Genomic DNA, 17,633 nt, shown 5'->3' on the forward strand with positions numbered 1-17,633 from the left:
TTTTCCATCTTTTTTGGGGTTGAGCAAGATTAGTGCAGTACGTTACATAGAAAGTAGCAAGGGGACGCCCGGTCGATACCGAGCGTCCCTAGCCAGCATGAGAGCTTTACACCCTTACATACCCTGCGCCTGGATGGCAGTGATCGCCACCGTGTTGATGATGTCCTCAACGGTGGTACCGCGTGAAAGGTCGTTCACAGGCTTGCGCAGACCCTGCAGCACGGGGCCAACGGCGGGGGCACCCGAAGACTGCTGCACAGCCTTGTAGGTGTTGTTGCCGGTGTTCAGGTCGGGGAAAATAAACACGGTCGCCTGGCCCGCCACCTGGCTGTCGGGCATCTTGGTCGAAGCAATCGACATGTTCGATGCCGCATCGTACTGAATCGGACCCTCCACCGCGAAATCCGGGTTAGAGGCGCGCACAATCTCGGTTGCCTCGCGCACCACATCCACATCCGCACCAGAGCCGGAGGTACCGGTCGAGTACGAGAGCATAGCCACCTTCGGATCAACCCCGAACTGACGCGCAGTCTCGGCGGAAGCCTTCGCAATATCCGCCAGCTGCTCGGCATTCGGGTTCGGGTTCACGGCACAGTCGCCGTACACTAGCACGCGGTCTTCCATGAGCATCAGGAACACCGAAGACACAATCTTGGTACCCGGGCGGGTCTTAATGAACTCCAGCGAGGGGCGAATCGTGTTCGCGGTCGTATTGATAGCGCCCGAGACCATGCCATCCGCAAGACCCTTGTAAACCAGCATCGTACCGAAATATGAGGGATCGCTCATGCGTTCACGCGCACCCTCAATAGTCATGCCCTTGTGGGCGCGCAGCTCAGCATAAGTCGCCGCAAAATCCTCACTGTATTCGTTATTCGCAATGTCGATAATACGAATCGAGGCAGGCAAGTTAATACCCTCAGCCTGGCAGATTTCCGAGATCTTATCCGGGTTGCCCAGCAGAATCAGGTCACAGAAATCGCGGCGCGCAATCATCTCGGCTGCACGCAGAATACGCACATCATAGCCCTCAGGCAGAACCACGGAACGGCGGTTCGCACGAGCGGTCTCAATCAGGTTGTGCAGGAACCGCAGCGGGGTCATCGAAGCCGGGCGCTCAAGCTCAAGGCGTGAAAGCAGCTCTTCCTGGTTCACGTATTCATCCCAGCCGCCGAATGCGCTCGCAAGCTTGCGGGCCTGGCCGTTAATCACGCTGCCGTGCACGCGGGAAACAGCGCGCGCCGACTTAAAGGTGTCACGGTCGGTCGATAGTACTGGGAAAGGCGCGCTTTCAAGCAGGCTGCCCACAGCGGTGTTATTGCCGGGCAGGTTGTTGAGTCCGCCTGTGAGCAGCATACCCGAAGGCGCCGGGAACGTGGGCGAAAGCGCGGATGCGAGGGTCGCGGCCACAACATCGGCGCGGTCGCCGGGAACGATCACAAAGTCGCCGTCGGCAAACTGGTTGAGGAAGTTTGAGACGGTCATAGCGGCAATCTTGATCTCGTTAATGTCACGGCCAAGATCTTCCTGCGACAGGTGTGAACCGTCGAGTTTGAGGGCGGCGACGACCTCCGCGATGGTGGGCTTACCCAGGTCTGCGATTTCAGGCAGAACGTAGACGGGGAACTTATGCTCGCCCAGCTTAACGTTCTTCTCAATGCTCTCACGCAGCTCGGGGTCGGCACGGTTGACGATAATGGAGAACAGATCAACCTTGGCTGCCTTAAGTTCGGAACGTGCAACCTCTACGGCGTTAGTTGCCTCTTCAAGGGAAGCCTCGTTCGCACCCACGATAGCGATCACGGGCAGACCTAAATCGCGGGATACCTGGGCGTTGAGATCGAACTCGACGGCGAGTGCGTTCTGGGCGGTCAGGTATATGCCGTCCACGATCACAACATCGCTGTGGGCGGCAATTTCTTCATAGGCGGAAACCGCGCGGGCCGAAATTTCTTCGGTGTTGCCCTCCGCAATGAACTCTAGTGCCTCGGTGAGCGATACTGCGCCGCCCACCTGCTCATCAGAGAGGTTAAAGTGCTCTTTCATCAGGCGAATCATGGGGTCATCGCTGGCAGTTTCACCCTTGAAAATGGGTCGGAAAAAGCCTACTCGATCGGCGCGCTTCACAAGGGAATCTGCGAGGCCCAGGGCGATCAGGGATTTGCCTGAGTCCTGGGTCATCGCCGAGAGATAAATGCCGGTGGTCATAGTGCTCCTTTGGCGTTGAACGTTCGGCGGGGGCGCGCTAACAATCCGGTACGTACGTTGGATGCGCCGGATGCGGCGACTCTCGTCGAGTTTGTCTTGTCCTTTCTATCTTATCGGGGTTGAGAGTCGGGCAAACCTTTTGTCGCGGTGTGAGGGGGATTGAAGACTGCACTATGGTGTGTTTTTAGTGCGTATTTTCGCGGTCAATATGGTTTTAGGTGGGGTTTGAGAAATATTTTGTGGTGAAAAGCATGCTGTCGTGCACTAAACACACAATCAAATATCTCGCCCTATCAAACGTCGCTTTCATGCAGAATTATGCAAAATTCTTGTACTTTCAGCGAAAGTCCACGGGGCGCGTATCGACCCTCTGTAGATTTTTCGTGTGAGAACCTACGATTGAAATATGTTGTTTGCATTTTCTGTAGCTCCCACGGGCGGGGGTTCCGCCGACGGTTCTGTTCACGATGCGGTTGCCGAGGCCGTATCTATCGTTCGTTCTTCCGGTCTGCCGCATCAAACCGGACCCATGTTCACCACGATTGAAGGCGACTGGGATGAGTGCATGGATGTTATTAAACGCGCTACCGAGGCGGTGACGAAACGTGCCCCGCGCGTCTCACTGGTGGTCAAGGCCGATATTCGCCCCGGTCACGATCATGGCGAAATTGAGGGTAAGGTGCAGCGTCTCAATGCGGCTATAGATCAGATGGAATCTGGTAAATAAGCTCGGAATACTGGCTTGACAAGGCTATATGTTGTATGCGGCATATAGAATTAACGGCTATCGTGGTGATGCTCTATGCGTGCGTAACGGGTGGTGCTTACAGTCCTTGTGAAGGTACTTCTAGCCGTTGAAATGCGTGTGCCGCAGGAAAACTCAACTGTATTCCAGATTCGGCATATACGGCTGACGTGGTAGTGGTAGCTCGGGCAGCGACAGGCAGGTTCGCGGTTTAGGACTCGAATTCCTGCCTGTTGCCCGAACCTAGCGTAGGCTTATGTGCATGGCGAAAAAGAAAAACCGTAGCGCTGCCTCACGCCGCGCCGAGCATCCGAACAAAACAGGTGCGGTTGCCGGTGTGTACTCCATTTCGACCGGTGAGGCTGAGCTTGTGCCCGATGGTTACCACGCTGATGGTTGGCTTCTGCTCATCAACGGCGTGCAGTCTTCGCATGTGATAGTGGGGCAGCCACGCATGCTCGATTTTGAGTACATGCGCTGGATTGCTGCGGTTCTCGACTCGCATATTCAGATTCATCTTAATCTCGAAAAACTGCGTATCACCCATCTTGGCGGCGGGGCGTGTTCTCTAGCGCGCTATTGCGCGGACGTATATCCAAATTCACGCAATACCGTTGTGGAGCTTGATGCCAAGCTGGCCGAATATGTGCGTGACTGGTTCGATATTCCTAAGTCGCCGCGCGTAAAAATTCGGGTGGGCGATGCAGGCACCGTCACTCGCTCGTTTGCACCGGCATCGCGCGATGTAGTTATTCGCGATGTGTTCGCGGTAGATAAAACTCCGGCGGAACTTACGGGCGTGGATTTCGTGCGGACGGTTGATCACTCTCTGGCGCCCGGTGGGCTGTATATTCTCAACTGCGGTGATGACCGCGCGCTTAATGCCGCCCGTGCCGAAGCCACCGCCTTGCTTGAGGTGTTTGAATACGTGAGTATTGTGGCTGATTCCGCAATGCTCAAAGGAAGACGGCGCGGAAATATTATTCTGGCGGGTTCACATGTTCCGCTTCCACAGCTCGGAAGCGCCGAGGCGGCAGCTATTTCTCGCGTCCTCATGGGTGGGGGAGTACCTGCCCAATATTGGGATACTGAGAAGGTTCGGGTCTTTGCCAGGAAGGGCGCATAAACCGTTTTTACCCAGCCCTAGCACCCGCTATATGCCTGATCGGGAATATGGCATATACCGGCGATAAATTTTTATTTATACTAGTCAAATACCTTATATTCCTATGTTGGAATATATTTTATGCATCCCGAAAATAGGTAAAGCACTTACCCAAGCTGCGGAAAATAAGGATGCAGTTTCTCGCGAAGCACGCGCGACGAAGGATAAAAATCTTCCCACCGAACCTGAACCATATGCCAACCTTCGGGGGTGGGCGCATCCGCGTGAGGAAGCACGGCATCGGAAGCCACCATTGCAAGACCCACCCGCTGTTCGAGCCACACGAAACTCGCTTGCTGGGTGCGTAACATGCGGTACACACCCGCATAGTCCGAGGCACGGTTCGGGGTATGCGCATCCGAAGTCCCCAACAGATATGCTTCAAAATCCAGCCGATGCACGGGCGCGGGAAGACCCATCTCAACCAGCTGCAGACGCGCCACGCTTTCCAGAAGCGAGCCGCTGCGCGCATCCGCATGTATGGCAATATGGGTGGCCGCTGAATTTTGGCTCGCCTGCAAACGCGGCAAAATCTCTTCGGGGGCAAGCATTCGACGGTGCAGCGCGGCATCGACAAGGGCGCATCCTTCGAGAACGGGAAGTGTGCGGGCACAATCCAGGAGGGTCTGCGAGAGCTCGGTAACCCGAAAATTCGGGCGTAAAACCGTCACCTGCACCGAGGTTTCGTTGTTGGTATGCTCCAGAACGCCGTCCGACGCCGCCCCTCGCACCGAATATCCGGCGAGCACATGCAAATTCTGCGGCATATGCAGAAGCGGCAGACCGTATAGAAACGCCGCCGAAGACAGGCAAAACACGCATGTAGAATCACGCAGCGCCAGCGCGGTGTGGCGCGCCAAAACCTGAAGAGAAGGAGTAAAAGAATCCCAGACCGATGCGGCAATATACACCCCTTGAAGCACGCTGACCAGCTCTTTTGTGCGTAGTTTACGTCGCATCGTGGTGCGGGTATACCCGGAATTAAGCAGCCTTTCCTGGGTATAAAGCTGATCAAGAAGCGTGAAGTTGGGTGACATATCCTCAAGTATGGCACGACATGAACACCACTCAGTGCACGAAGACGATATGCGTCATAGAGCTCAACCTTGTGTTAAATAAACGTTTCATACTGCGAGCTTGTGGCGGTGCCGAACCCACCTCGCGCTAAGATTGAACCCATGCGATACACCTACCTTGGACCCTCAGGCACCTTCACCGAATCCGCCCTGCTTTCTGTGCCCGGCGTGGTCGGTGCCGAACGCATTCCCGCCACCAGCGTGCCTAATGCGCTCGAACGTCTTCGCAGCGGCGATGTGGATGCCGCTATGGTGCCCATTGAGAACTCGGTCGAGGGCGGGGTGAGCGCTACTCTTGATGCGATCGCGGCTTCTGAGGGAATGCGCATTATCCGCGAGGTTCTGGTACCTATCAGGTTCGTGCTGGTCGCGGCGCGTCCACTCGCTCTGGAAGACATCAAAACCGTTTCAACCCACTCGCACGCCTGGGCCCAGGTGCGGCAATGGGCAGATGAGACTATCCCCACCGCCGAGTACCTACCCGGTTCCTCCACCGCAGCCGCCGCTGTGGGTTTGCTCGACCCTTCCTGCGCATATGATGCCGCAATTTGTTCGCCCGCACTTTTGGCAACCCACCCCGACCTGCATGTGCTTGCCGAGGACATTGGTGATAACAAAAATGCCGTCACCCGGTTTGTGCTTATCAGCAGCACCGCGGGTATTCCAGAGCCTACCGGTGCCGATAAGACAACGCTCACGATCCCTCTGCCCGAAAATCGAGAGGGTACTCCCGAAAACCGTTCGGGTGCGCTCCTGGAACTGCTCGAACAGTTTGCATCGCGCGGCGTGAACCTCTCACGCATCGAATCGCGCCCCACCGGCAGGCAGATGGGGTCCTATATGTTCAGCGTGGACGCAGACGGGCATATTTATGAGGCTCGAATGCGCGACGCCCTGCGCGGCCTGCACCGCATAGCACCCGGCATTAAATACCTGGGATCGTACCCGCGTGCCGACCGGCAGCCCACCGTTGCGCCGCGCATCCACTCCGAGAATTCGTTCGATGCTGCCCACGCCTGGGTGGAATCGCTCTTCCCGGGTGGGCGACCGGCGCATCTGAAACGCTAACCCCCTGCGATCGTATAAAAACGTTCGTGATGTGAATACAGAGGGTTTTCAACACTTTATTCATATCAAGGCTCTTTTTACGGCTGGGGGCGACTGGGTACTATTGATATGTGATTGATATTAACCTCCTCCGCGAAAACCCCGAGATTTTCCGCGCCTCCCAGCGAGCACGCGGCAAAGACGAAGCCCACGTAGACCGTATTCTTGAGGCGGATGCCGCACGCCGCGCCTCGATCGGCACCTACGAGAACCTGCGCGCCGAACAGAATGCCTTCGGTAAACAGGTGGCGAAGGCGCCCAAGGAAGAGAAACCCGCTCTCGTAGCGCAGGCGAAAGAACTCGCCGCCCACGTGGCAAATGCGAAAGCGGCATCTGAGGCGAAAACCGCCGAATATGAAGAGCTGCTAAGCTCCATCGAAAACCTGATTATCGACGGCGTACCCACCGGCGGCGAAGACGACTTTGTGGTGCTCAAAGAAGTCGGCACCCCCCGCGATTTCAGCACAGAAGGTTTTGAACCGCGCGACCACCTGGAAATAGGCGAACTCATCGGCGGCATCGATATGGCACGTGGCGCCAAGGTCTCCGGCTCGCGCTTTTACTTCCTCAAAGGGCAGGTTGCCCGTCTGGAACAGGCGCTCATGTGGATGGCGCTCGATCTGGCAACAGCCAACGGCTTCACCATGATGACAACCCCCACCCTCGTGCGCCCCGAAATTATGAACGGAACCGGGTTCAACGTCAAGCACGACGACGAAATATACCGCCTCGAACGTGACGACCTGTACCTGGTCGGCACCTCAGAGGTGGCGCTTGCGGGCTACCATATGGACGAAATACTCGACCTTAGCGACGGACCCAAAAAATACCTGGGATGGTCATCCTGCTATCGCCGCGAAGCCGGTGCCGCAGGTAAAGACACCCGCGGTATCATTCGCGTGCACCAGTTCAACAAGGCCGAAATGTTCGTCTACTGCCAGGTGGAGCAGGCGGAAGAAATACACGAGCAGATGCGCGCCCTCGAAGAAGAAATGCTGCAAAAATGCGGCCTTGCGTATCGCGTGATTGATACCGCCGCAGGGGACCTGGGCACCTCTGCCGCACGCAAATTCGACTGTGAGGCATGGGTTCCCACCCAGGGCACCTACCGCGAGCTGACCTCGACCTCGAACTGTACCACCTACCAGGCACGCCGCCTGAACATACGCGAACGTACCGCAGACACCGTGGACGATGCGGGCAATGTACGCAAAGGTCGTACCCGCGCGGTCGCAACCCTCAACGGCACCTTGGCGACTACCCGTTGGGTTGTGGCGATTCTGGAGACACACCAGCAGCCCGACGGTTCGGTGCGTATCCCTGAAGCACTGCGCCCGTATATGGACGGTGCTGAGGTTATTCCGGTCGTGTCGTAGGTTTGAGTAGCAGGTTGCGGATAACAACCTTGAGAGCATCAAGAGCATGCAAAAACAGCCTGAGCTGATCCATCGGTAAGGATGAAACTTATCAGGAACGCTTGGGCTGTTTCCATGAGTTCAAAGAACATCATGGTTCTACTCACCTCCCCTCTGCCCAAAGAGTCGCCCGCAGGGGTTTACTGAAATGGACGTGCTGCGGCGTGCCCCGGGAAGAGGGCAGTATTACCTTTACCCAACAAATATAAGCAGAAGCTCGAAAATACGGTCTACACATTCACTTAACAGGGTTCATATAGAAATGAATTGGGTGTATTGTTGGTATGTGTTTAAGTACGCACCTGAGACTTTTACACACTATATTTCTATTCATTCACCTCTTCAGCAGTAAAAGTAATAAAACTATTCTTTTATGGGTGTAACTACCTTTGTGTGTATTCATATGTGATGACACAGATGTATTCAGCCTTTATAGCTCTTGAAAGGAACTGCTGATGATGCCTTCTTCGCCTCCGGTGGTGATGCGTGATGTTGTTCAGAAGTTTGGTAGTACTACTGTTTTGCATGGTCTTGATCTGACGGTTAATCCTGGTGAGATTGTTGCTCTTTTAGGGCCGAATGGTGCGGGGAAAAGTACTGCGGTTGATATTATTTTGGGTCTGACTAAACCGTATGCTGGGTCGGTTGAGGTTTTTGGGACGACTCCGCAACGTGCTGTTAAGGCGGGGCATGTTGCTGCTGTGCAGCAGGATGGTGGTTTACTTCCTGATTTGACGGTTAAAGAGACTGTGCAATATATGGCGTCTTTGTATGGCAAGCTTAAGAATGTTTCTGCTGTTCTGGCTCAGGCCGGGCTTGAGGGTAATGCTAAGACGCTTGTGCAGAAATGTTCTGGTGGGCAGAAGCAGCGTCTTCGTTTTGCTATTGCGTTGTTGACTGATCCGGATTTTTTGATTCTTGATGAGCCCACGGCTGGTATGGATGTGCAGGGTCGCCGTGATTTTTGGGTGTCGGTGACTCAGTCGGGGGATCATCAGCGTGCTGTTTTGTTTGCGACTCATTATTTGGCTGAGGTTGATGAGTTTGCTGATCGTGTGGTGGTCATTAATCAGGGGCATGTGGTAGCTGATGGGACTCCTGCCGAGATCAGGTCGTATGCGCGGGGTTCTACTTTGCGTGCGACGGTCAATGATGCGTGGACGTCTGAGCAGGTTGAGGAGCGTCTTGCGGAGCTTCGTGCTCTTGACGGTGTGATTGCAGTATCGTTGCACGGTATTCGCCTGGAAATCTCTGCTGCTGATGCCGATGTTGTTGCTTCGCATCTGCTTGCTGATGGGTTCGCTAAGAACCTGGAGATCACATCGTCTTCCTTAGATGATGCGTTTGTGTTACTGACCGAGATCGATTCCGAAGGAGAGCGCAAGAATGCCAAATAACACTAGTGCCCAGGCGGCGAGTCTTCCTCAAGTGCGTCCTGTGTGGATTAATAGCACTGTTGTTCTGTTAGAGTTGCGCAGGAAGTTCCGTAATTTGCGGATCTTTTTACTGTCCATTTTGCTTCCTGTTATGTTCTTCTTTACGATCGCCTATCCGCAGCGGGACAGCCTGGAAGGGTCGGTGAATACTGGGACTTACTATATGATCGGGTTCAGTGCCTATGCTGCTATTGTTTCTAGTTCGGCTGCCGGTGCTTCTATTCCGATTGAGCGTGCTCAGGGGTGGTCGCGTGCCCTTGCGCTGACACCGTTCCGGCCTTTGGGGTACGTTATTACGAAGGTGATCTCGTCTATGTTGCTGGGGGCTATCGCTGTTGTGGTGATGATGGTTCTGGGGCTTGTGATGGGTATGCCTCTGAATGCGTGGCAGGCGGTGCAGTCATCGCTCATTATTATTGCTGGCAGTTCTGCTTTTGCTGCGTTTGGTATTTTTGTGGGCTATTTTATGTCCGCTGATAGTGCGCAAACGCTTATTAATCTTATTATTTCTTTGTTCTCTATGCTTGGTGGGTTGTTTCTTCCGCTGTCCTATTTTCCTCAGGCGCTTCAGGATATTGCGCATTGGTTGCCGTCGTACGGGTTAGGTGTTTTGGCTCGTTTGCCTGTGGGGGTGGAATGGGATACTTGGGCTTTGGTGAACCTGGTGGCGTGGCTGGTGATTTTTGTGGCGGGTGCAGCCTGGTGCTTGAGTAAGGATACGCACAGGGTCTAGCTTCTGCTCTCACAAGCGTGCAGGGGAACCCACCAATGACGAAAATACGGTGTGCTAGCATATCAGTAACTGCATTATGGTAAACACAGTTGAGGATCCTCGCGAAAGTGAGGGAACCTAGACGCAGTCACGACTAGGTCCCCTCCGTGGGGTGATGTTACTTCAGGTTACGAACGATAACCTTAAGCGCATCAACAGTGTATGAAACAGCCTGAGCTGATCCATCGGTAAGGATAAGACTTACCAGGATTGCTTGGGCTGTTTCCATGAGTTCGAAGAACGTCATGACCTTCCCACCGCCTTCCTGCTCCAGGAGTCAACGCAGGGATGTATCTACTATTGCGTACTGCGGACTCACCCTGCGAAGAGGGCAGTATTACCTTTACCCGACAAATATTTGGGTGATTCTCTAAAACCTGAGCTTTTCGTCAGTGTTGGCGAACCCAATACCGCTGCACCCGGTACTCTAAAGATATGTCCCTTTTTCGGAACCTTGTTGGTGCATCCGCCGCGGCAGCGACCCTCACGGCGGTTGCTCGGCGTGTTCGCAAGCACGCGCAGCGCATCGTTACGCCCCTCGGAATCTGGAGTACCCTGCCCGTCGCTCAAGAGCGGCACGTCGGTATTGTGTATAACCCCAGCAAGTTGAGCACCCACGCGGTAGTTAATATTCTGGAACGTACCGTGGTCGCCAACGGCTGGAAACCGGCCCTCGCGAGTACCACCCGTATCGACGAACCTGGCACCCAGGCTGCTCGTGATCTGATCGACCGGGGCGTCGATACCCTGCTTGCGGTCGGCGGGGACGGAACTGTGCGCGCGGTCGCCGCCGCCATTCAAGAAGCCAGGAGCCGAGGCAAAGACGTCACGCTCGGTATTATTCCACTGGGGACAGGCAACCTGCTGGCACGCAACCTGCGCCTGCCCATCACCGATATAGCCGCCTGCATTAACATTGCGCTCAACGGAACGCACCAGATGGTCGATGCTATCGACATGAGCGCCGAATCAGCGGAAGGCGACGTTACCAACCACATGTTCTACGTGATGAGCGGCGCGGGGTTTGATGCGCTCGTCATGAACGACGCCAACGAAGACCTTAAAGCGCGTATCGGCTGGTTAGCCTATGTGCACAGCGGGCTGAACCATATCTTCGGGCACTCCCACAAGGTCAGAATACAGCTCGACGATGATGACCCTTTCGAAGCACGTGCGCGTTCGGTACTCATCGCCAATTGCGGACGGCTGCAGGGAGGACTGCAGCTGACCGATATTACCGAGGTTAATGACGGCAACCTCGAAGTGATCATCATATCGCCGCGCACCGTCCTGGAATGGGGGCAGCTGGCTGCCAAAGTGGTTCGCCGCGCCCTGCCCGGTTCATCGCGCGTCTCTCTGCCGGTCATGCGCCATTATGTGGGACATCAGGCCTCACTGGACATGCTTTCGGGTGCACAGCCTATTGAAGTTGACGGCGATTTAGCGCCCTCGGCGATCAGGCTGCAGGCGCGCATCGTGCCGAGTGCCCTCAGCGTGAACGTGCACCCGGATGCACTCACAGCCTAGAACCTCGGCCCGCCCGAGTGCCTGTGTTTATGTGGCTTAACCTTCTTTGATGTGGTGTCTTCACCGGTTATCTCGCTTTAAACACCTTTTTAGTGCGAGAATGAGATGAAAGTTTGTTTCAAGAAAGAAGAGAAGTTCATGCTTATCCTCGTTGTGAACGCGGGTTCCTCATCCCTCAAATACCAGGTGCGCGACACCTCCGCGCCTGAATCCGAGCAAATGATTACCTCAGGGCTCATCGAAAATATCGGCACTGACGTTCCCGACCACGAAGTCGCTCTGCACATGATGGCTGAGAAGCTCGAAGGCGTTCTGCACGGTCGTCAGCTGCAGGCTATCGGCCACCGCGTGGTGCAGGGTGCCGAGAAGTTTACCCACCCCGTTCTGCTCAACGAGCAGGTTATCGACGAGATCGATGCGCTCTCACCGCTCGCGCCTCTGCATAACCCCGCGCACGTAAAGGGTATGCGTGCTGCCTTCCACACGTGGCCAGACCTGCCGCAGGTTGCCGTGTTCGATACCGCGTTCCACTCGACCATGCCCGAGCACGCCTGGCGTTACGCTATTCCTTATGACCTGGCTGATAAGTACAGTATTCGCCGCTACGGCTTCCACGGTACCAGCCACGAATACGTCTCTCATGTTGCCGCAGATATGCTCGGTATTGCCCGCGACGAATTTAACGGTGTGGTGGCGCACTTGGGCAATGGCGCATCCGTGACCGCTGTGAAGGGCGGAAAGTCCGTGGATACGTCGATGGGTTACACCCCGCTGGCTGGTCTGGTGATGGGTACCCGCTCGGGCGATATTGACCCTTCCGCGCTGACCACGATTCTCACCCGCGACCCCGAGATCGACGCGGAACGCCTGGATACCATTCTCAACAAGGAGTCCGGTCTGCTGGCGCTGGCGGGTTCCAACGATATGCGTAAGGTGGTGGAGTCTGCGCAGTCGGGCGACGAACGCGCACAGTTGGCTCTGGACATGACCGCATACCGCCTGATGAAGTACATCGGCGGCTACAACCTGGTGGTTGGCGGCGCGCAGGCGCTTATTTTCACTGCGGGTATTGGCGAAAATTCCGGCGACTTCCGCAAGCTGGTGCTGGACCGCCTGGCGCCGTTGGGTATTCGCTACAACGAGGAAGAGAACATGAAGCGTTCCCCCGAACCGCGCCTGATCTCAACCGAGGATTCGAGCATCGCCGTGTTCGTCATCCCCACCAATGAGGAGAAGGCGATCGCTGAGGCTACCGAAGAGCTCGTCGCATAGTAGTATTTTCTACTTTTCCCTTCGGGGATACTAAAGGCTCTTGACCGTGAGTAAAGCGATATTTTTCATGCTTTTATTCACGCTCAAGAGCCTTTTTTAGCATGGGCGGGAGGGCGCCGGGCACAAGGCTGGCACGAAGGCACAGACGCGGCTTTGGGCGACAAAAACTCTAGGGGCAGGGCATCAAGAATAAGCGTAAGGCGAGGGAATGTTGAACTTTATATCTAAATAATATTTGACACATTATTTTAGTCATTATTTAAATTACTTAACGGCATAAAATTTGCTATAGTTGTTTCGGTTCAGAATGCTTTGTGCAGATGAACTAATAGATGCAAAGAATAGTGTGCATTCTCTATTCGTGGTTGTGTGGGGAAATGCTGGCATTCTTTGTATCAAAACTGGCACAGGTATATCACATCTATCACTCACTTAGATGACATATACAACGAGGTGCAGAAAATTGGGGTCGCAGGACTTTGGGCATGTATGTTTGCGGCCTCCGGTGTGAAAAACCCTCGCGGTATGTTCCTCCCATGAAACCTTGTACGTTTCATGAGTATAATTCCGCGGAATAACAGGGGTTTGAGCTTTCTGTAAGCCTTCAGGTTCTCTGAAGGTGCTCGTTGCATACGAAGGTATCTTATAGGGATTGGTGCCTTCTAAATCCGTGCTAGAACTGTACACATGTGTATAGGGTGTTTTATGTGTATAGTTTGGATGCCGTCATGATTTTTTCATGGCGGCATCCTTTTTCTTTATAATAAAAATAGTGGACGGGTAAATACTTGCTAGGTGCAGCAATAAATATATTTTATTCGCCTAAAGTATGTAAATTATTTATAGCGAAAACATTATCAGGATTTTGTGTAAGGAATACGAGGTGTAAATTCTAGGGGAGGGACATACACGGAGCCTTCGTCGGAAATCCAGGACTTCCGTTCACCTGCCCAATCGGTGTTAAGGGTAGTGATCAAAAGATTCCAGTCGACCCCCAGACCAAACGAGCTAACGGATTCAAAAAGTGGTGGGTTGCTGGGCATGCTAGTTCACATCCACTACGGGGAGACCTGCCCATTACAGCAAACGTGGTTGAACGGCAAAACCCAATTCAGCCCCTAGCTGAAGAGGTTATCTCTGAGATAGGAATGGTCAGCTCCTCCGTTCGGATGTAGACGTTCCTACAAACGGACAATATACAAATGTTTTCCTTACCCCTATATTTGTATTTAAGAATGAAAGCTTTTTCATAAGGAAGGTAGGCATCATGAAAACCGAAAAATCGAAAGAAATTTTCTGGAGCATCATCTCAATTCTCGTAGGCGGAGTAGCCTGGCTAACCATGCAGAATATTTCATGGGGTGTAGTAGACCCCGCGAAAGTCGGTCTCGTATTCGCAGTAATCGGCCTCATTTCGCTTATCTGGGCTCTCTTCAATAAAAACTCCGATAGCTCACGAGCGCACGAGACTATACGTAACGCCGATAGGTCAAAGGAGGATTAAGGAGGGTTATTCATTAGGGGTGTAACACCCCAACCGCCTAACCACTCTTCACCACACAGAAAAACAACGGCCCCTCACCTCTTGTCCACGTATGATGGTGAAATACCAAAACCGACCCCGTACCCGGGGCACATCACGACACGTTTGCGTACCGGTGGCACGGATTGGACAGATTCTTAGACCCGCACGATACTCTGGCCGATAAGGGCTACCAAGGACTAGACCTGATCATCCCGGTGAAGAAACTACCCGGCGGAGAACTCACCGACGACGAGAAACACCTGAACCGGCACATCAATCACCACCGGGTCGTCATCGAACGCGTGATCGCACACTTCAAGTGTTGGCGGGTACTCTCTAGTATCTTCCGCAGACCCCTCACCTCGTACCAAAGAGTGTTCTCGGTGGTGCGGGCACTGTTTTTCTGGATACAAAACCACCCAAATGAATAACCCTCACGAAATAGTTGCTTGGATTTCCCTTGAGAAACACCACAGAGGATTCCGGGAGCGGAGATTTGCAGCGGGAGCGGGGAACACGCTCCCGCTGCAAATCTCCGCTCCCGGATTTAGTATGCGTGTATTCACCGCATCAAAGGGCATACGCGGTAGAGTTGAACTAGTACGTACTTAGAGAGATTTGGAGACTGCATGAGTCAGCATACGCCCGGTGCTGAACCTCCACTGCCGAATGACGTGAGCCAGGGGTGGCTGCCCGAGGATAAGCGGCAGACCCCGCAGAGCCCGCTTCCCCAACCGAAATTTTGGGGATACCAATCGTTAATACCCCATAAGATGCTCAACGCCCTGCGCCACCCCGGCGAGATTCCCTGGCTGGTGGCGGCCTATGCGGTAACCCTTGCCGTGTACTTGGGGCTGCTCATTTTCTTTATTGAGACGATCGTAAGCCGCGACCGATACAACAACCTGGAATGGACGTCATCGTCTCGATACTCGACGATGAGCTACGCGGAGCGCGTCTTTAACGACTATGCGGAACAAGCGATTACGCTACTGATTCTGGCACCCCTGGTTATCCTGATCGCCCGTGCCCTCTTCTATGCACAGCAGCGTGTGCGCGGCATTCGTATTTCGCCGACGCAGTTTCCTGAGGCTTATGCCATGGTTGCCGAGGCCGCCTATGCGGCGGGTTTGCGCCGTGTTCCCGATGCCTATGTGGTGAGCGGTAATGGTGTGCTGAACGCCTTCGCATCCGGGCATGGTTTCCGCCGGTTTATTGCCATCAACTCTGACCTTTTTGAGGTCGGCGGTCAGAGCCGTGACCCCCAGGCGCTTCGCTTTATTATTGGGCATGAGGTCGGGCATATCGCTGCCGGTCACGTGGGGTATTTCCGCCTTCTCTTCACGCAAACCTTCATGCGGATTCCCGTGGTGGGGCAAGCCCTTTCACGTGCACAGGAATACACCGCCGATAACTTTGGGTACCGATACTGCCCCGAAGGCGGACCCGGCGCGATCAAGGTTCTCACAGCTGGTAAATACCTGAATCAGCAGGTGAATTTCGATGAATTTGCCGACCGTGCCGTGAACGACCAGGGCTTCGCGATTTGGCTTATCAACCTTATCTCTACCCACCCGGTACTGACTTGGCGCGCCCATGCGCTGCGCAACCGACACGAGCCGGGGCGTCTGTTCTGGCGGCCGCAGTTTAACCCGCCGAGTGCGCCTCCTTCCCTGATACCTTCGCAAGAGCCGCCAGCTCAGTGGCCTGACCCGATTCAGGCAACCGGGTTCATGGACGAGCAGAAGCCGGCGTGGGAGGATTACAACCTTAACACCGTTAAGACATATCCGGCTCCGCAGGGTGCACCCAAGATTCAGGGAACGCTCTTCGCCGGATGGGAGGATGCGCAGGCTCGCGCGGCCCGTGCCGCCTACGCCGCCCGTTGGGAACAGTATGCCGCCAGTCAGGGCGTGCCGGGATATGCGCCGGGGTACGGTTATCCGATGCAGCCAGCGCCCGGTCAGCCGGGATACGGGCAGCCGATGCCGAACCAGCAGGCGCCGTGGCAGCCCGGTTCGGGGCAATTTGATGCTGACCAGCCCGCACCTGATCAAGCGAATCAGGGACAGCCTCAACCCCCGCAGCCTGAGCAGCAGGGGCATACCGAGCCTCCTAAGGACGCAACGGAACCTGGCGTGGCACTAAACCAACCGATAAAACCCGCTGATGACCAGCATCCCGAGCAAAAACGGTCTGAACAGCAGGACCAGCAGGGGAATGATACCTCTGACTAGCCCCTGGTCTTAACTCGTGAGAAGCGGATTTTTACCGAAAAGGTTGGATTTTCTCACCTTCTCGGCAAAAATCCGCTTCTCGCGTTTTAATTAAGAACGTGCTCTCCAAACTCACGAAAAAACGCCCCGACGCGCTGATCGTCATGCTTATCTGCGCGGTCATTCTTGCAATCCTCATCCCGGCGCGCGGTACCTTCGCCGATTGGTTCAGCATCGGTACCAAGTTCGCGGTTGCGCTTCTGTTTTACCTCTATGGTGCGCGCCTTTCCACATCCGAAGCGATTGCGGGGCTTAAACACTGGCGGCTGCACGCCCTCATCCTGGTCTGTACTTTCGTGATTTTTCCGCTCTTTGGGATGGCGCTTTTCCCCCTGAGGTTTGTGCTCGGCGACGGGCTGTACCTGGGGATTCTTTTCCTCACGCTCGTGCCCTCTACCGTGCAGGCGTCCATTGCGTTTACCTCTATCGCGGGCGGCAACGTGGCGGGCGCTATTGTGAGCGCATCGCTGTCAAGCATTGTGGGGGTGGTGGCTACCCCGCTGTTAGCGATGTTCCTAATGCACAGCGACCACATTGAAATTTCGGGGAGCGTCTTTCTCGACATCGCAATTCAGTTGTTTTTGCCGTTCGTGCTGGGGCAGATCACGCGCCGTTGGGTGGGCGAGTTTGCGAAGAAACCCACCACGAAATGGCTTGATAAGTTCTCGGTCATGATGATTGTCTACTCGGCGTTTTCGGCCTCCGTAGTGCAGGGGATTTGGACTCGCGTTGCCTGGTGGCAGATCGTGCTGCTGATCGTGGTGACAATTTTGATGGTGGCCCTGATGCTGTGGCTGACCGACTGGCTGGCGGCGCGGCTGAAGTTCAACAGGGCGGACCGCATCACAATTCAGTTCTGCGGGTCGAAAAAGTCGCTGGCGGCGGGCCTTCCGATGGCGATCATTATTTTCGGGTCGGGTTCGCTCGGGCTGCTGATGCTGCCACTCATGGTATTCCACCAGGTGCAGCTCATGATGTGCACGTGGCTCTCCGCCCGCTACGCCGCCTTGGATGTGGTGGGTCAGGCGCGTGCGGAACGAATGTGATCCTTAGCCGCGGAGTTCCGGGAGCAGTTTTTTCATTCGGGAGCACTTTAACTGCTCCCGAAT

The 17,633-nt window shown here is 54.8% G+C and carries 14 protein-coding genes and 1 pseudogene; 12 read left to right on the forward strand and 3 right to left on the reverse strand.

The genetic code is table 11. The features are described from left to right. Positions 1-114 precede the first annotated feature (114 nt). On the reverse strand, positions 115-2,208 hold the full coding sequence (pta, locus tag HMPREF2625_RS02920; protein WP_048755339.1) for a phosphate acetyltransferase: 2,094 nt from the start codon (positions 2,206-2,208) through the stop codon (positions 115-117). Positions 2,209-2,614: 406 nt separating this feature from the next. On the opposite strand from pta, the gene HMPREF2625_RS02925 reads away from it, so the two are divergent. Next, positions 2,615-2,935, forward strand: a complete 321-nt coding sequence (locus HMPREF2625_RS02925; RefSeq protein WP_013398021.1) for a thiamine-binding protein — start codon at positions 2,615-2,617, stop codon at positions 2,933-2,935. A 280-nt stretch (positions 2,936-3,215) separates the two neighbouring features. Then, positions 3,216-4,079: a spermidine synthase gene (locus tag HMPREF2625_RS02930; protein WP_070521608.1), complete on the forward strand. Its 864-nt coding sequence runs from the start codon at positions 3,216-3,218 to the stop codon at positions 4,077-4,079. A 146-nt stretch (positions 4,080-4,225) separates the two neighbouring features. Here HMPREF2625_RS02930 and HMPREF2625_RS02935 read toward each other — a convergent pair whose 3' ends face one another. Then, positions 4,226-5,155 (reverse strand): hypothetical protein, encoded by a 930-nt coding sequence (locus HMPREF2625_RS02935; protein ID WP_070521610.1) that lies wholly within the window; start codon positions 5,153-5,155, stop codon positions 4,226-4,228. Between the two features lie 141 nt (positions 5,156-5,296). Here HMPREF2625_RS02935 and pheA point away from each other — a divergent pair, with 141 nt between their 5' ends. The 4 genes from pheA (at position 5,297) to HMPREF2625_RS02955 (ending at position 9,885) form a co-directional block, all read left to right on the forward strand. Then, entirely contained in the window at positions 5,297-6,262 is a 966-nt protein-coding gene (gene pheA, locus HMPREF2625_RS02940) for a prephenate dehydratase (RefSeq protein WP_070521613.1), read from the forward strand. Positions 6,263-6,372: 110 nt separating this feature from the next. Further along, the gene (gene serS / locus HMPREF2625_RS02945) at positions 6,373-7,677 is read left to right on the forward strand and encodes a serine--tRNA ligase (RefSeq protein ID WP_070521616.1); all 1,305 of its coding nucleotides are present in this window, start codon (positions 6,373-6,375) and stop codon (positions 7,675-7,677) included. A 494-nt stretch (positions 7,678-8,171) separates the two neighbouring features. Further along, on the forward strand, positions 8,172-9,113 hold the full coding sequence (locus HMPREF2625_RS02950; protein ID WP_070521619.1) for an ABC transporter ATP-binding protein: 942 nt from the start codon (positions 8,172-8,174) through the stop codon (positions 9,111-9,113). Then, positions 9,103-9,885 (forward strand): ABC transporter permease, encoded by a 783-nt coding sequence (locus HMPREF2625_RS02955; protein ID WP_070521623.1) that lies wholly within the window; start codon positions 9,103-9,105, stop codon positions 9,883-9,885. The genes HMPREF2625_RS02950 and HMPREF2625_RS02955 overlap by 11 nt, the downstream gene beginning before the upstream one ends. Before the next feature lie 157 nt (positions 9,886-10,042). On the opposite strand, the gene HMPREF2625_RS10675 is transcribed toward HMPREF2625_RS02955, so the two are convergent. After that, positions 10,043-10,171, reverse strand: a complete 129-nt coding sequence (locus tag HMPREF2625_RS10675) for a cell division protein FtsL (protein ID WP_080972598.1) — start codon at positions 10,169-10,171, stop codon at positions 10,043-10,045. A gap of 188 nt (positions 10,172-10,359) precedes the next feature. Between HMPREF2625_RS10675 and HMPREF2625_RS02960 the strand changes: the two genes are divergently transcribed. The 6 genes and pseudogenes from HMPREF2625_RS02960 (at position 10,360) to HMPREF2625_RS02985 (ending at position 17,570) form a co-directional block, all read left to right on the forward strand. Then, positions 10,360-11,451: a diacylglycerol/lipid kinase family protein gene (locus HMPREF2625_RS02960; protein ID WP_070521624.1), complete on the forward strand. Its 1,092-nt coding sequence runs from the start codon at positions 10,360-10,362 to the stop codon at positions 11,449-11,451. 138 nt (positions 11,452-11,589) lie between these two features. After that, positions 11,590-12,723 carry an acetate/propionate family kinase gene (locus tag HMPREF2625_RS02965; RefSeq protein ID WP_041321884.1) on the forward strand — a complete coding sequence of 378 codons (1,134 nt, stop codon included), beginning with the start codon at positions 11,590-11,592 and terminating at the stop codon, positions 12,721-12,723. Between the two features lie 1,267 nt (positions 12,724-13,990). Continuing rightward, entirely contained in the window at positions 13,991-14,227 is a 237-nt protein-coding gene (locus HMPREF2625_RS02970) for a transglycosylase (protein ID WP_070521627.1), read from the forward strand. A gap of 128 nt (positions 14,228-14,355) precedes the next feature. Beyond that, a pseudogene (locus HMPREF2625_RS02975) lies at positions 14,356-14,679 on the forward strand (transposase family protein); the annotation flags it as partial. 198 nt (positions 14,680-14,877) lie between these two features. Further along, a complete protein-coding gene (locus HMPREF2625_RS02980; RefSeq protein WP_070521633.1) occupies positions 14,878-16,485 on the forward strand; it encodes a M48 family metallopeptidase in 1,608 nt (535 codons plus the stop codon). Between the two features lie 98 nt (positions 16,486-16,583). Then, positions 16,584-17,570: a bile acid:sodium symporter family protein gene (locus tag HMPREF2625_RS02985; protein ID WP_070521637.1), complete on the forward strand. Its 987-nt coding sequence runs from the start codon at positions 16,584-16,586 to the stop codon at positions 17,568-17,570. The last annotated feature ends 63 nt before the right edge of the window (positions 17,571-17,633 follow it).

The organism is Rothia sp. HMSC064D08 (genome assembly GCF_001809525.1).
GTDB classification, from domain to species: Bacteria; Actinomycetota; Actinomycetes; order Actinomycetales; family Micrococcaceae; genus Rothia; species Rothia dentocariosa.

Bases quoted from the DNA above. Each gene is read 5' to 3' on its own strand.
- HMPREF2625_RS02965 (WP_041321884.1), top strand. From the start codon at position 11,590: ATGCTTATCCTCGTTGTGAACGCGGGTTCCTCATCCCTCAAATACCAG.
- HMPREF2625_RS02950 (WP_070521619.1), top strand. From the start codon at position 8,172: ATGATGCCTTCTTCGCCTCCGGTGGTGATGCGTGATGTTGTTCAGAAG.
- pta (WP_048755339.1), bottom strand. From the start codon at position 2,208: ATGACCACCGGCATTTATCTCTCGGCGATGACCCAGGACTCAGGCAAA.
- HMPREF2625_RS02980 (WP_070521633.1), top strand. From the start codon at position 14,878: ATGAGTCAGCATACGCCCGGTGCTGAACCTCCACTGCCGAATGACGTG.
- HMPREF2625_RS10675 (WP_080972598.1), bottom strand. From the start codon at position 10,171: ATGACGTTCTTCGAACTCATGGAAACAGCCCAAGCAATCCTGGTAAGT.
- HMPREF2625_RS02960 (WP_070521624.1), top strand. From the start codon at position 10,360: ATGTCCCTTTTTCGGAACCTTGTTGGTGCATCCGCCGCGGCAGCGACC.
- HMPREF2625_RS02970 (WP_070521627.1), top strand. From the start codon at position 13,991: ATGAAAACCGAAAAATCGAAAGAAATTTTCTGGAGCATCATCTCAATT.
- HMPREF2625_RS02930 (WP_070521608.1), top strand. From the start codon at position 3,216: ATGGCGAAAAAGAAAAACCGTAGCGCTGCCTCACGCCGCGCCGAGCAT.
- HMPREF2625_RS02925 (WP_013398021.1), top strand. From the start codon at position 2,615: ATGTTGTTTGCATTTTCTGTAGCTCCCACGGGCGGGGGTTCCGCCGAC.
- HMPREF2625_RS02935 (WP_070521610.1), bottom strand. From the start codon at position 5,155: ATGTCACCCAACTTCACGCTTCTTGATCAGCTTTATACCCAGGAAAGG.
- pheA (WP_070521613.1), top strand. From the start codon at position 5,297: ATGCGATACACCTACCTTGGACCCTCAGGCACCTTCACCGAATCCGCC.
- HMPREF2625_RS02955 (WP_070521623.1), top strand. From the start codon at position 9,103: ATGCCAAATAACACTAGTGCCCAGGCGGCGAGTCTTCCTCAAGTGCGT.